General features: G+C 51.4%; 13 protein-coding genes. 9 read left to right on the top strand and 4 right to left on the bottom strand.

Going from position 1 to position 13,658, the window contains the following annotated elements; translation table 11 throughout:
* The first annotated feature begins 193 nt into the window (after window positions 1–193).
* Complete coding sequence (gene setB, locus ACN28R_RS09785) at window positions 194–1,372, top strand: sugar efflux transporter SetB (RefSeq protein WP_048639280.1); 1,179 nt, start codon at window positions 194–196, stop codon at window positions 1,370–1,372.
* On the opposite strand, the gene ACN28R_RS09790 is transcribed toward setB, so the two are convergent.
* Window positions 1,359–1,637 carry a YkgJ family cysteine cluster protein gene (locus ACN28R_RS09790; protein ID WP_048639984.1) on the bottom strand — a complete coding sequence of 93 codons (279 nt, stop codon included), beginning with the start codon at window positions 1,635–1,637 and terminating at the stop codon, window positions 1,359–1,361. The genes setB and ACN28R_RS09790 overlap by 14 nt on opposite strands.
* Before the next feature lie 209 nt (window positions 1,638–1,846).
* On the opposite strand from ACN28R_RS09790, the gene yeiP reads away from it, so the two are divergent.
* Complete coding sequence (gene yeiP, locus ACN28R_RS09795) at window positions 1,847–2,419, top strand: elongation factor P-like protein YeiP (protein ID WP_048639281.1); 573 nt, start codon at window positions 1,847–1,849, stop codon at window positions 2,417–2,419.
* 66 nt (window positions 2,420–2,485) lie between these two features.
* Here the strand turns inward: yeiP and ACN28R_RS09800 are convergent, their stop codons facing one another.
* Window positions 2,486–2,806 carry a fimbrial protein gene (locus ACN28R_RS09800; RefSeq protein WP_048639282.1) on the bottom strand — a complete coding sequence of 107 codons (321 nt, stop codon included), beginning with the start codon at window positions 2,804–2,806 and terminating at the stop codon, window positions 2,486–2,488.
* Between the two features lie 144 nt (window positions 2,807–2,950).
* Here ACN28R_RS09800 and ACN28R_RS09805 point away from each other — a divergent pair, with 144 nt between their 5' ends.
* The 7 genes from ACN28R_RS09805 (at window position 2,951) to yejF (ending at window position 11,539) form a co-directional block, all read left to right on the top strand.
* Entirely contained in the window at window positions 2,951–3,937 is a 987-nt protein-coding gene (locus tag ACN28R_RS09805; RefSeq protein ID WP_048639985.1) for a CobW family GTP-binding protein, read from the top strand.
* Window positions 3,938–3,978: 41 nt separating this feature from the next.
* Entirely contained in the window at window positions 3,979–4,692 is a 714-nt protein-coding gene (locus ACN28R_RS09810) for a phosphatase PAP2 family protein (protein ID WP_048639283.1), read from the top strand.
* 439 nt (window positions 4,693–5,131) lie between these two features.
* On the top strand, window positions 5,132–5,716 hold the full coding sequence (gene mepS, locus ACN28R_RS09815) for a bifunctional murein DD-endopeptidase/murein LD-carboxypeptidase (protein WP_048639284.1): 585 nt from the start codon (window positions 5,132–5,134) through the stop codon (window positions 5,714–5,716).
* Between the two features lie 291 nt (window positions 5,717–6,007).
* Window positions 6,008–7,816, top strand: coding sequence for an extracellular solute-binding protein (locus ACN28R_RS09820; protein WP_048639285.1), 1,809 nt, complete (start codon window positions 6,008–6,010; stop codon window positions 7,814–7,816).
* A gap of 9 nt (window positions 7,817–7,825) precedes the next feature.
* The gene (locus tag ACN28R_RS09825) at window positions 7,826–8,923 is read left to right on the top strand and encodes a microcin C ABC transporter permease YejB (RefSeq protein ID WP_048639286.1); all 1,098 of its coding nucleotides are present in this window, start codon (window positions 7,826–7,828) and stop codon (window positions 8,921–8,923) included.
* Window positions 8,920–9,945: an ABC transporter permease gene (locus ACN28R_RS09830; protein ID WP_048639287.1), complete on the top strand. Its 1,026-nt coding sequence runs from the start codon at window positions 8,920–8,922 to the stop codon at window positions 9,943–9,945. Before ACN28R_RS09825 ends, ACN28R_RS09830 begins: the two co-directional genes overlap by 4 nt.
* A gap of 1 nt (window position 9,946) precedes the next feature.
* Window positions 9,947–11,539: a microcin C ABC transporter ATP-binding protein YejF gene (yejF, locus tag ACN28R_RS09835; protein ID WP_048639288.1), complete on the top strand. Its 1,593-nt coding sequence runs from the start codon at window positions 9,947–9,949 to the stop codon at window positions 11,537–11,539.
* A 97-nt stretch (window positions 11,540–11,636) separates the two neighbouring features.
* Here yejF and ACN28R_RS09840 read toward each other — a convergent pair whose 3' ends face one another.
* Together ACN28R_RS09840 and ACN28R_RS09845 are read right to left on the bottom strand one after the other, a co-directional pair.
* The gene (locus ACN28R_RS09840; RefSeq protein ID WP_048639289.1) at window positions 11,637–11,981 is read right to left on the bottom strand and encodes a YejG family protein; all 345 of its coding nucleotides are present in this window, start codon (window positions 11,979–11,981) and stop codon (window positions 11,637–11,639) included.
* A gap of 476 nt (window positions 11,982–12,457) precedes the next feature.
* Entirely contained in the window at window positions 12,458–13,648 is a 1,191-nt protein-coding gene (locus ACN28R_RS09845; protein WP_048639290.1) for a Bcr/CflA family multidrug efflux MFS transporter, read from the bottom strand.
* Window positions 13,649–13,658: the final 10 nt, after the last annotated feature.

Consider the following 13,658-nt stretch of genomic DNA (forward strand, 5'->3'; position numbering starts at 1 on the left):
CACTGTTTACGTAACGAATTTATGACGTCACGCACATTTTAGCCGCTATGCGACACAGCCTGATGACAAAAAACCACTTAAAGCTGAAGTGCTGCTGAAGAAAAACCACAAAACAGGTTTTCTGTTTTTTTATAAATCGGCGTAATATGGCGCGCTCATCTCGTTTTTTGTCGGCTTTTTAACCGTTATCAACATGCACACATCCGTCAGCACCACTCGACATCAGCCCGATCTGACTTCGCCCGCGTTTCTCGTTATCGCCTTTCTGACCGGAATCGCTGGTGCATTACAGCTCCCGACGCTCAGTCTTTTTCTGTCAAATGAAGTCCAGGTGCGCCCCTTCCTGGTCGGGATGTTCTATACCGGAAGCGCCGTGATCGGCATCATCGTCAGCCAGGTGTTGGCAACGCGCTCAGACCGCCAAGGCGATCGCAAAACGCTTATTTTCCAGTGCTGTTTACTTGGCGCCCTGGCCTGTCTGTTATTTGCCTGGAATCGCAACTACTTTATTCTGCTGTTCGTTGGCGTACTGCTCAGCAGCTTCGGCTCGACGGCAAACCCCCAGCTATTCGCTCTGGCGCGGGAACATGCCGATCGGACGGGCCGCGAAGCCGCGATGTTCAGCTCCATTTTGCGCGCCCAGGTCTCACTCTCCTGGGTGATTGGCCCGCCGATCGCCTTTGCTCTGGCGCTGGGTTTTGGCTTTACGTCAATGTATCTGACGGCAGCCGCCGTATTTGTGCTGTGCGCTATTCTGGTCAGAATTTTTCTTCCATCGATGCCGAAGTCGGTGGTCAAAACCACCGCCACCCTTGAGGCTCCCCGCCGTAATCGCCGGGATACCTTACTGCTGTTCGCCGCCTGCACATTGATGTGGACATGCAACGGCATCTACATCATCAATATGCCGCTCTATTTGGTACATGAGCTTCATCTGCCGGAAAAACTGGCGGGGATAATGATGGGTACCGCAGCCGGATTAGAGATACCGGCCATGTTGATCGCGGGCTATGTCGCCAAACGTTTCGGCAAACGTTTTTTGATGCGGCTGGCCGTCTTCTCCGGTCTGTTGTTTTATGTGGGATTATTGTGCCTCGACAGCGAAATCGCGCTGCTGGCCTTACAGTTGCTGAACGCTATTTTTATCGGCATTCTCGCCGGCATCGGCATGCTCTATTTTCAGGATCTGATGCCCGGACAGGCGGGCGCGGCAACCACGCTCTTCACCAATACCGGGCGCGTCGGCTGGATTATTTCCGGCTCGTTGGCGGGGATTGTGGCGGAAATCTGGAATTATCACGCCGTGTTTTTTATCGCGTTGTTTATGATCGCCGGATCGGGTTACTGCATGTGGCGAATTAAAAACGTGTAGACAGGCGGATATCGGGCGCCGTATCGGCTTCCAGTTTGAACAGGTAAATAAGCGCCTCATCACGATGGCTGAAACACATATCAGCTCGCGCCTGTAACCCTGAACAAACGGCCGGTCTGAGCGGCGAATGAAATATTCCGCAGCGCATCTGCGCATCCAGATGAATACACGGCGTATTGGCCGGTTTGCCATTCGGCATGCCGGGCAACGGGCTGGATATTGAAGGGGCGATGCAGCATGCGCCGCAATCAGAACGACAGTCCATCAGTTGGCTCTCCGGCGGTTCGGCAATAGGATTGTCAGCCACCATAACAGCCATCCGGGCGAATGCCAGCGCTTCTTCATATTAGTTGCCCATGATCTACAATTAATGCTGGCGACATGCCCGTTGCATGAATTCCTGCTTGCCTGAATCCTGCGGCGCGAGTAACGTGTCGCCACAAAAATCTCACTCCTCATAGACAGGTATTTTTTATGGCAAGAGCGAACGAAATTAAACGCGGTATGGCCGTTAACTATAATGGCAAATTGCTGCTGGTGAAGGACATTGATATCCAGAGCCCAAGCGCCCGTGGAGCCAGTACGCTATACAAGATGCGTTTTTCTGACGTGCGCACCGGATTAAAGGTTGAAGAACGTTTTAAGGGCGATGATATTCTCGATACCATCTCCCTGACGCGTCGGACGGTCACCTTCTCTTATATTGATGGCGACGAGTACGTCTTTATGGATGATGAAGACTACACGCCATACAACTTCAAAAAAGACCAAATAGAAGAAGAATTGCTATTCATTCCCGAAGGCGGCATGCCGGGTATTCAGGTATTGAGCTGGGATGGTGAACTCATTGCGCTTGAATTACCGCAGACGGTGGATATGGAAATTGTCGACACGGCTCCCGGCATCAAAGGCGCCTCAGCCAGCGCCCGAAACAAACCAGCGACAATGAGCACTGGCCTGACGATTCAGGTACCGGAATATCTGAGCGCCGGTGAGAAAATCCGTATCCATATTCCAGAACGCCGTTATATGGGCCGCGCGGAGTAAGCGTCGTCGCCGTTCGTGGGTAACACCCTCTCGAAGCGGTGTTACTTGCGAATACACATTGTTCAACTACCGGTAGGTTACGGTCAACAGCCTGGCGGTACGTTCAGCGTTGAGCCAATCCATGCGAGTTTCCTCTATCAGGTCCGGCAATACTTGATTAGCTGCCGTCGCTGAATTCGTATTGTAACGATAATTAGCCTGCTTACCCTCTTGATAACAAGAGAAATTGACGACCGCCTGCTGCGCGCTGGCGACGCAGGGCGACTCAACAATCTGCCCAGTAAATCGGATAATGCCCGAAGCCGCATCGCTGGCGGACGCAATGCCTGATGTGAGCGAGCACAGCGCAACCCCACCCAATAACACCCAATTGCTTAACCTACTCATAAGTTCCCCCTATCAATTGCCGAATATGTAATAGGTATCGACAACAAACAGGGTGAACATTAATTAATTTGATATTATTTCTGATGTAGCATAAGTAAATCTATTCACATCACAATGTGATCCTATTTAAATCAGGAGTCTATGTTGCTGACCAAAGTTAATCTCATCACCGGCTTTCTTGGCAGCGGGAAAACCACAACGATCCGGCACCTTCTTTCTCAGAAGCCGGAAGATGAAGTCTGGGCCGTATTGGTTAACGAATTTGGCGAAATCGGCATTGACGGCGCGCTGCTGGCGGACAGCGGCGCGGTATTGAAAGAGATCCCCGGGGGATGCATGTGCTGCGTTAACGGTTTGCCGATGCAGGTCGGCCTGAATATGTTACTGCAGCAAAAAAAGCCGCACCGCTTATTAATTGAGCCTACCGGCCTGGGCCATCCTAAGCAGATTCTCTCGTTGCTGACAGGAGCGAGTTACCAGCCCTGGCTGACGTTACAGGCGACATTATGCCTGCTCGATGCCCGCCAATTGCGCGAATCCCGCTATACGGAGAATGAAAATTTCCGCGACCAGTTGGCCGCCGCCGACATCATTATCGCCAACAAGCAGGATACCTATCTTGATGTAGACCGATCCGCGTTGCAGAAGTGGCAACAGGACAATAACGACACGCGGCAAATCGTGATGGTTAGTCAAGGACAGGTAGACCGGCAACTGCTGGACCAGCCTCGCCATAATCGGCGTGAACTGCCTGACGGCGCCCACCATCACCAGCATAAGATCGCACAAGGTCTGGCGGCGCTGCGGCTGCCGGCCAATGAACCCTGGCGGCGATCGTTAAATCAAGGTCAGGGCTACCATGCCTGCGGCTGGATTTTCGCCCCGGAAACCATCTTTGATACTGCTGCATTGCTGGACTGGGTTCGTCTGTCGCCGGTCAGCCGGGTAAAAGGGGTTATGCGCATCAAAGAAGGAACCTTGATCGTCAACCGTCAGGGGGCCGACCTGCATATTGAAACGAAATCCGTCGCGCCGATTGACAGCCGCATTGAACTCATCAATGAAGCACCCGCCGAATGGAATAGTTTACAATCCGTATTGTTAAAGGCTCGTTTAACTATTGCAGGATAGAATAACCGTTTAGTTGAATTTACATTCGAGTTATCTACTTTATGTCACGGCGTAACGGTTTCACTATCTTACTGCTCAACATACTGGGTATTGGGCTTTTTCTATCCTGGTATTTACCGCCGGATCACGGCTTCTGGTTTAGTGTGGATAGTCATATCTTCTTCTATTTCAACCATCTGTTGCCCCAAAGCCCAGCGTTCCTGAAACTGGTGGCTATCACCAACCTGCGGGCGTTTGATGCTTGCGCGCTGATTGTGATGGGGTTGCTATATCTGTCATTTTATCTAAAAGCGACGCCGTCCGGGCGGCGGCGTTTGCTGATTATCGGCATCGTTATGCTGCTCAGCGCCCTGGTGCTGAATCAGCTGGGACATCTATTACCAGTCCAGCATGCCAGTCCGACCCTCTATTTTCATGATATCCATCGGGTCAGCGACTTGACCGATATTCCGGCGAAAGATGCCTCTAAAGATAGTTTCCCGGGCGACCACGGCATGATGCTGATGGTATTCGCCGCCTTTATGCTGCGCTATTTTACCCGCTCCGCATTCGCCGCGGGTGTGGCGATCGTGATCGTTTTTTCACTGCCGCGCGTTATGATCGGCGCCCACTGGTTTACCGACATTGCGGTAGGTTCGCTGTCGGTCGTCCTGGTCGGATTAAGCTGGTTCTTGCTCACGCCTGCCAGCGATACATTAATTAATTTGCTGTATCGCCATCTGCCCAGCCGACGCCAATCAGCGGGAAAACAGTAGTAATATCGTCTATTATGGAAGATCTTCTCGCTGGCCGTTTTAGCGGCCGGCGTTACCCCGAGGATACTTTTCCTTATTATCGAATATCTTTGTTTCCATGCGGCAGACTTTCTCCGCTTTCTGACACATCTTTTTAACAAAAAAGCCTTCTATTTAAGATTTTTTACATCGCCATTTTTTCACTAATCACATCATTAAATCTTATAAATAAAATAGTTAAAACTGCTCGCAATCTGTTTATCGATACGGTAGTCTCAGTAAAGTTTGCTTTTTTCCTCTTATTGAGCTAGAGGAAAAAGAAAATAATTGTGCTTTCCGGCACACTTTCATGGTTCTGTGTTTGGATAAGTGCGAGCGCTGCTTTAGTCTAAATCTCGTTTTGTCGTTTGGCATTTATAACGATATTTATCGTTAAGGAAATCAAGGAAACATAACAATAATGGTCAAATCTCAACCGATCCTGAGATATATCTGGCGGGCATTGCCTGCTGTTGCGATAGCAATGACGCTTTCCGCATGTAGTAATAACAGTGTATCTAATCACCCAAACCCCCAAACTGAGATGCATGCAGTTAACGATAAAGATGGCCTTTTACTGCAAGCCTCTCAGGATGAATTTGAAGCATTGGTGCGTAATGTGGATATCAAATCCAAATTACTTAGCCAATATGCTAGTTGGAAAGGCGTACGTTACCGTTTAGGCGGCGATAGCAAAGGCGGTATTGATTGTTCCGCATTTGTTCGCCGGACTTTCCGTGAACAGTTCGGTATGGATTTGCCCCGCTCAACCTATGAACAACAGGAAGTCGGGCAAAAAATTCAGCGCACGAAATTGCGTCCGGGCGATCTTGTCATGTTCCGTGCCGGTTCAACCGGGCGTCACGTCGGCATTTACCTCGGCAATAATCAGTTTGTTCATGCCTCGACCAGCAGTGGCGTCATGATTTCCAATCTGGACGAAACTTATTGGAAGAAACGCTATCACGAAGCCCGTCGCGTGCTGGATAAAGGGACTAACAGCTAACCGATATTCTTTCCTTGATTAGATACCAAACGAGATAACAGAACGCTGCTTAGCAATAAGCAGCGTTTTTTTATGAAAAAAGATTGCTGACAATATTTTATTAACATTATTTTACGGCTCTCTGGATGACACCCGCGCACACCGTGATTATGGTAGGTTTATCGGTCTATTTCGTGGTAAAAAGGGAAAACTGGGGCTAATTGATGTAATGCTAATGATTTCAAAAACTTTATGCTGTAAAAAGCCTCTATTATGCTAAAGCCTGTCACACTGCGGGAGAGTGCCGTCAAGATGTTAAAACGCGTTATTACTGCTGTATTGTTTTCCATCATGCCACTGGGATTGTATGCAGAAACCATCGAGCATAGCACCGCTTTCGCTATTCTAGGCGAGCCTAAATACCATGCGGATTTCCGTCATTTCGACTATGTAAACCCCGATGCACCGAAGGGCGGCAGTATTACGCTCAGCGCCCTCGGCACTTTCGATAACTTTAACCGCTTTGCTCTGCGCGGCGTGGCGGCAGCCCGAACCGAGCGACTGTATGATTCGCTTTTCGTGACATCTGATGATGAGCCCGGCAGCTATTACCCATTAGTGGCTCAATCCACCCGGCATGACGCTGATTTTCACTGGATAGAAATCGACCTGAATCCACGCGCGAGTTTTCATGACGGCACACCGATTACCGCAGCCGACGTGGCTTTCACCTATAACATGTTTATGACGCAGGGCGTGCCGCAGTTCCGCATCTATTTTAAAGGCGTGACGGCAAAGACCGTGGCGCCGCTTACCGTCCGCTTTGACTTCCCCACTCCCGATAAGAACCGCATGTTCAGCCTGCTGACGCTGCCCATCATGCCGGAGAAATTCTGGAAAAATCATAAGTTAAGCGATCCGCTGCCCTATCCGCCGCCGGCCAGCGGCCCCTACCGCATTACGGCTTATCGCACAGGACAGTACGTTACCTATTCACGGGTTAAAGATTACTGGGGTGCCGATTTGCCGGTGAATAAAGGCCAGTACAATTTCGATCAAATCCGCTACGACTATTATCTGGATGACAGCGTCGCGCTGGAGGCGTTTAAAGCGGGCGCTTTTGATCTGCGAGTTGAAGGCTCGCCAAAACATTGGGCGGCGCAATATCAAGGCGGCAATTTTGACCGCGGTTACATCATCAAGCAGGATCAGACAAATCAGTCCGCGCAGGATACCCGCTGGCTGGCTTTTAATATCCAACGGCCCATATTCAGCGACCGCCGGGTTCGCCAGGCGCTGACGCTAGCGTTTGATTTTAACTGGATGAATAAAGCGCTGTATTACAACGCTTATCAGCGCGTCGATAGCTATTTTCAGAATACGATCTATGCTGCAAAAGGCGAACCCGGCGCCGATGAGCTGGCCTGGCTGACGCCGCTGAAAGATAAAGTGCCGCCGGAAGTATTTGGCCCCAGCTACCAACCGCCCGCTTCCGACGGCAGCGGTTACGACCGGGGAAACTGGCTGAAGGCGCTGAAGCTATTGGAACAGGCCGGATGGGAATTGAAAAATCAGCGGCTGGTCAATCGTCAAACGGGTAAACCGTTTGAATTCGAACTCCTGTTGCCTACCGCAGGCAATTCGCAATACGCGCTGCCTTTCCAACAGAATCTGAAAAAGCTCGGCATTACGATGAACATAAGAAACATCGACAGCACCCAGTTTAACAGCCGCCTGCGCAAACGCGATTTTGATATGACGACAACGCTTTACAGAGCAATGCTTTATCCTAATGATGACCTGCAAATTCGTTGGAGTTCTCAATATATTGATTCCACCTACAATACCCCCGGCGTGCAGGATCCGGCGATAGATAGCTTGATTGAACAAATCGTTGCCCATCAGGGCCAGCCCGCACCGCTACTCGCATTGGGTCGGGCGCTGGACCGGGTGTTGACCTGGAATCAGTTAATGCTCCCCATGTGGTATTCCAATCATGACCGTTTCGCCTACTGGAACAAGTTCGCCATGCCTGCGGTTCGTCCGGCTTATTCATTAGGTTTAGACGGCTGGTGGTACGATGTTAAACAGGCGGCCACGCTGCCGGCAGAGCGACGTTAAGGAGTCAACGTGGGAACTTACCTATTACGCCGCCTTTTACTGGTGATCCCAACATTGTGGGCGATTATCACCATTAACTTCTTTATCGTGCAAATCGCGCCGGGCGGCCCGGTCGATCAGGCGATCGCCAACATCGAAATGGGTCATGGCAGCGGTTTTACCGGCGGCAGCGGCATCGATACCGGCATGGCCCGCACGGGCAACACGGGCGCGCTCAATATTGAGAATACCTATCGCGGCGCCCGCGGTCTGGATCCCGAGGTGATCGAAGAGATCACCAAGCGCTATGGCTTTGATAAGCCGATCCATGAACGTTACTTCAAGCTGTTATGGGACTACGTACGCTTCGACTTTGGCGACAGCCTGTTCCGCGGCTCCTCGGTGATACAACTGATCAAAGAGAGTATGCCGGTTTCCATTACGCTCGGGTTGTGGAGCACCCTGATTATCTATCTGGTTTCCATTCCGCTGGGGATCAAAAAAGCGGTCAAAAACGGCACCTCCTTTGATACCTGGAGCAGCACGCTGATTATCATCGGTTATGCCATTCCCGCGTTCCTGTTTGCCATCTTACTGATTGTTCTGTTCGCCGGCGGCAGCTATCTGGACTGGTTTCCGCTGCGCGGGCTGGTCTCCAGCAATTTTGATACCCTGCCCTGGTACCAGAAAGTCACCGATTACCTATGGCACATCGCGCTACCGGTGTTAGCGACCGTGATTGGCGGTTTCGCCACGCTGACCATGTTGACCAAAAACTCGTTTATGGACGAAATCCGTAAGCAATATGTGGTGACGGCGAGAGCCAAGGGGCTGGATGAAAAAAGCATTCTCTACCGCCACGTATTTCGCAACGCGATGCTGCTGGTGATTGCCGGTTTCCCCGCCACCTTTATCAGCATGTTTTTTACCGGATCGCTGTTAATCGAAGTGATGTTCTCGCTGAACGGTCTGGGGCTTCTCGGCTACGACGCCACGTTGCAACGCGATTACCCGGTAATGTTCGGGACGCTCTACATTTTTACGCTGATCGGCCTGTTATTGAATATCATCAGCGATATGACCTATACGCTGGTTGACCCGCGTATTGATTTCGAGGGACGCCAATGAGCCGACTGAGCCCCATTAATCAGGCGCGCTGGGCGCGTTTTAAAAGCAATCGCCGTGGATACTGGTCGCTGTGGATTTTTCTCGTGATCTTTATCATCACGCTGTTCTCAGAGCTGATTGCCAATGATAAGCCGCTATTAGTGAAATACGACGACCAGTTCTATACCCCCTTTATCGTCAACTACAGCGAAACAACGTTCGGCGGTCAGTTCGACACCACGACAGACTTCCGCGATCCCTATATTGCTCAACGCATTGAACAGCACGGCTGGGTATTATGGCCGCTGATCCGCTACAGCTACGACACGATTAACTACGCGACGACCGTCTCTTTTCCCTCTCCGCCATCGCGGCAAAACCTGTTGGGTACCGACAGTCAGGGAAAAGATGTGGTTGCGCAGGTGTTTTATGGGTTTCGCATCTCGTTATTGTTCGGTCTGGCGCTGACGATACTTTCCAGCCTGATTGGCATTACCGTCGGCGCCACGCAGGGGTATTACGGCGGCCGTTTGGATTTGTGGGGGCAGCGCTTTATTGAGGTCTGGTCCGGTATGCCGACCCTGTTTCTGATTATCCTGCTTTCCAGCGTGATTCAGCCCGATTTCTGGTGGCTGTTGGGTATCACGGTGCTATTCGGCTGGATGAGTCTGGTGGGCGTCGTGCGGGCGGAATTCCTTCGCACCCGGAATTTTGATTATATCCGCGCCGCGCAGGCGATGGGCGTCAGCGATCGGGCCATTATGTATCGCTGCATGCTGCCGAACGCCATGGTCGCCACCTTGACCTACCTGCCGTTTATTCTGTGCGGCTCCATCACCACCCTGACCTCTCTGGACTTCCTGGGATTTGGTTTGCCGATGGGATCGCCCTCATTAGGGGCGCTATTGCTGGAGGGGAAAAATAACCTTCAGGCGCCCTGGCTGGGCATTACCGTATTTATGGTGCTCTCTATTGTGCTGTCTTTACTCATTTTTATCGGCGAAGCGGTGCGCGACGCCTTTGACCCCAGCAAGGCGCATTAATATGTCTACTTCACCACTGCTACAAATTGAAAACCTTAGCATCGCCTTTCGCAGCGGCGAGAGCGAACAGCAAGTCGTCGATCAGATCTCGCTTGCCGTCAATGCGGGCGAAACGCTGGCGCTGGTGGGTGAGTCGGGGTCGGGGAAAAGCGTGACCGCCCTCTCCATCCTGCGGTTGCTGCCTTCTCCTCCGGTGGTTTATCAGCAGGGGGATATTATCTTCGCCGGTCAGTCGCTGCTGCATGCGGATGAGAAAACGCTGCGCCAGATCCGCGGCGATCGCATTGCCATGATCTTTCAGGAACCGATGGTTTCACTCAATCCGTTGCAAAGCATCGAGAAGCAGCTAATCGAAGTGCTCGCGCTGCATCGCGGCATGCGCACTGATGTCGCCCGCAGCGAAGTGATTACCTGTCTGGATCGCGTCGGTATCCGGCAGGCCAAAAGCCGGCTGAATGATTTCCCCCACCAGCTTTCCGGCGGAGAACGACAGCGGGTGATGATTGCGATGGCGCTGCTGACGCAGCCCGACCTGCTGATCGCCGATGAGCCCACTACCGCGCTGGATGTGACCGTACAGGCGCAAATACTGACGCTGCTGGATGAACTGAAACAGGAACTGGGCATGAGCCTGCTGTTCATCACCCACAATCTGAATATTGTTCGCCGATTGGCTGATAACGTTGCGGTGATGAAGTCCGGCCAACGCGTGGAATATAACACCCGTGATAGGCTGTTCGCCGCGCCGCAACACCCCTATACCCGTCAGTTGCTGGATGCCGAACCCGCCGGCGAACCGGCGCCGCTCACCAGTGATATTCAGCCCATTTTGCGCGTTGAACAATTGCAGGTTTCTTTTCCTGTCAAACGCGGGCTGCTGCGACGCACCGTCGATGAAAAACAGGTGGTAAAAGACATCAACTTCACCCTGCGTCGCGGCGAAAGTATTGGTTTGGTCGGCGAGTCCGGTTCGGGGAAAAGCACCACCGGGCTGGCGCTGCTGCGTTTACTGCGTTCACGCGGAAAAATTTGGTTCGATAATCAACCATTGCATGAATTTACCCGCAAACAGATGTTGCCTTTCCGCCGCCGGATCCAGGTCGTTTTTCAGGATCCCAATTCAGCCTTGAACCCGCGGCTGAATGCCGAGCAAATTATTTCGGAAGGACTGAGCGTACATCAGAAATTGAGTGTTCAGGCGCGGGAACAACGCGTAATTGAGGCGATGCGGGAGGTGGGGCTGGATCCCTCGACCCGTCACCGCTATCCCTCCGAATTTTCCGGAGGACAACGTCAGCGTATTGCCATTGCCAGGGCGCTGATTCTGCAACCCGAGCTGCTTATTCTCGATGAACCAACCTCGTCATTGGACAGAACCGTTCAGGCCCAGATCCTGGCCTTGCTGAAATCGCTGCAACAGAAACACCAACTGGCTTATTTGTTTATCAGCCATGATCTGCAAGTTGTGCGGGCATTGTGTCATCAGGTGATTGTGCTAAAACAGGGCGAAGTGGTGGAGCAAGGGGATTGCCGGGCGGTATTTACGCATCCAGCGCAGGACTACACGCGAGAGCTGCTTCAGTTGTCATCGTAAAATCGGGTTAAACGTACTTTGGATTTTATTAACGAAGCATCGATCATTCATCAATAGATGCTAAAAAGCGCAGCAACGTCAGGGCCGACATTGCCGCTTAAAACGGATATTGTGCGGATACAGGTTCAGCTATCGCTACGCCGATGTTTTTTAAACGGCACATGGCGGTACTTTCATCATTACGATGTAAAAAAAGACAGGGTTCTCCTTCCCATTCCAATACGGAACTCTCAACCTGAATTTCATTCAGGGATTGATTCAGTTGGCGCATAACCATCCAGGCATCATCACCATCATGGCTCAATAATTTCAAGCCGATCAAATTATTATCTTCATCTCTGCCACTCAGCGGTATGGGTTCAACGTTTACACCTGCAAAACCCGATAACCAGCGATAACTTTGCGGCAAACGATGCACTACCGAAAGTTGTAAACTATTCACTACTGTTTTCCCTCAGGTTAAGTTTTACCGATAATTCACAAAAAAATAACATTTCATCATGGTAGCCCGATCGCTCTATCTTTTCTAGCTAAAAAACGATGCGGCGAATTACATCGGGCCTCACTCTCTGCTTATAGCAATGGTATAGGCCAGAGTAGGGATAATTAATGTCAGAGCGTTCACAAATTACTATTCTTTCTCAGGTTATATGTAACCCTTTCCATTTAATATCTCAACTCTTTTCTCTCTAATTATTCACTTTTGATTTATATATTTTACATATACAAAACAAATAAAGAGACAGATCGCTCCCCAAACGCCCCAATCCGTCATTCCGCGCGCAGGCGGGAACTGGCGTTCATGGTCGCTGAAATGTTATTTTCGAGCTGAAATGTTACTTTCGAATGTATTACGGAAGCGCGCGGGCAGAAGGGAAAACAGAGTGCAGAAGCCCGCGCCGTTATGGATATCAGAATTTACGCTTTACTGGGGCGGCTGGCGTAAAAGTATGCCAGGAGCGCGCCCAGTGAGCACAGCGCCATGGAAATCACCATCGGCCAGGCGCTGGTAAACGCCATCAGCGATAGAAGACTCCCCGTTATCGCCCCGAAACCAAAACGGAGCGTACCCGCCAGCGACGATGCCGTGCCCGCCATATGAGGAAACTCATCCAGAATTATCGCCATGGCATTGGATCCCACCATCGCCGTACAGCCAACAAATATGGCGACGCCAAGCACCAGCGCCGGGAAACCCAAATCAAACGCGCATACCAGAAGCAGAAATATTCCCATCGAGAACTGAATCGTCAACCCAATGCGAAACAGAATGACCGCGCCCAGGCGTCGGACATTTCGGCTGTTGAATAACGTCATCAGAACCAGGAAAACAATATTCAGGGCAAAGTAATAACCAAAATTCTGCGGAGAAACGCCATGCAGGTCGATATAAACAAACGGGCCGGCGCTCAGGAAAGAAAACATGCCGCAGAAAGACAATCCCCCTGCCACCATATAGCTAAAAGCGCGCTTGTGACGGAAAAGGCTCACAAAGTTACCGACCGTCGTGCGCAGGTGAAACTTCTGTCGCCTGGTCGGCGGAAGGGTTTCCTGAATAAAGAAGAAGACCAGCGCCGTCGCCAATAAGGCGGCGCCCGACATCACCCAGAAAATCGCATGCCAGCTGAACCACACCAGCAGCGCGCCGCCTAAAATCGGCGCGACCAGCGGCGCCACGGTCATCACCAGCACGACAAACGACATCATGCGCGAGAAGTCATCTTTCGTGAACATATCTCGCATCAAAGCGTTGATGACCACGGCAGCCGCCGCCGCCGACATACCGTGCAGGAAGCGCAGATAAATCAGCTGTTCGATACTCTGCGCCAACGCACAGGCCGCGCCGGCAATAGCGAAAACCAACGTTCCGCCCAGAATGACCGGCTTACGCCCCAGGCTGTCAGCCATGGGGCCATAGAACATCTGGCCAAGAGAAAATCCCAGTACATAGGCGCTGAGCGTCATCTGGACACGCCCGGCCTCAACAGCGAACTCCGTCGCAATGGTCGGCAATGCCGGCAAATACATATCAATCGCCAGTGGCATGAGCATGGAAATCAAGCCAAGGATAAAAATCAACCCGATGTGGGAAGGCTGGTTCTGTTGCACTGAGAATGGC

Source organism: Brenneria goodwinii (assembly GCF_002291445.1).
Classification (GTDB): domain Bacteria; phylum Pseudomonadota; class Gammaproteobacteria; order Enterobacterales; family Enterobacteriaceae; genus Brenneria; species Brenneria goodwinii.

Bases quoted from the DNA above. Each gene is read 5' to 3' on its own strand.
- mepS (WP_048639284.1), top strand. From the start codon at position 5,132: ATGGTCAAATCTCAACCGATCCTGAGATATATCTGGCGGGCATTGCCT.
- ACN28R_RS09810 (WP_048639283.1), top strand. From the start codon at position 3,979: ATGTCACGGCGTAACGGTTTCACTATCTTACTGCTCAACATACTGGGT.
- ACN28R_RS09820 (WP_048639285.1), top strand. From the start codon at position 6,008: ATGTTAAAACGCGTTATTACTGCTGTATTGTTTTCCATCATGCCACTG.
- ACN28R_RS09790 (WP_048639984.1), bottom strand. From the start codon at position 1,637: ATGGACTGTCGTTCTGATTGCGGCGCATGCTGCATCGCCCCTTCAATA.
- yejF (WP_048639288.1), top strand. From the start codon at position 9,947: ATGTCTACTTCACCACTGCTACAAATTGAAAACCTTAGCATCGCCTTT.
- yeiP (WP_048639281.1), top strand. From the start codon at position 1,847: ATGGCAAGAGCGAACGAAATTAAACGCGGTATGGCCGTTAACTATAAT.
- ACN28R_RS09800 (WP_048639282.1), bottom strand. From the start codon at position 2,806: ATGAGTAGGTTAAGCAATTGGGTGTTATTGGGTGGGGTTGCGCTGTGC.
- setB (WP_048639280.1), top strand. From the start codon at position 194: ATGCACACATCCGTCAGCACCACTCGACATCAGCCCGATCTGACTTCG.
- ACN28R_RS09830 (WP_048639287.1), top strand. From the start codon at position 8,920: ATGAGCCGACTGAGCCCCATTAATCAGGCGCGCTGGGCGCGTTTTAAA.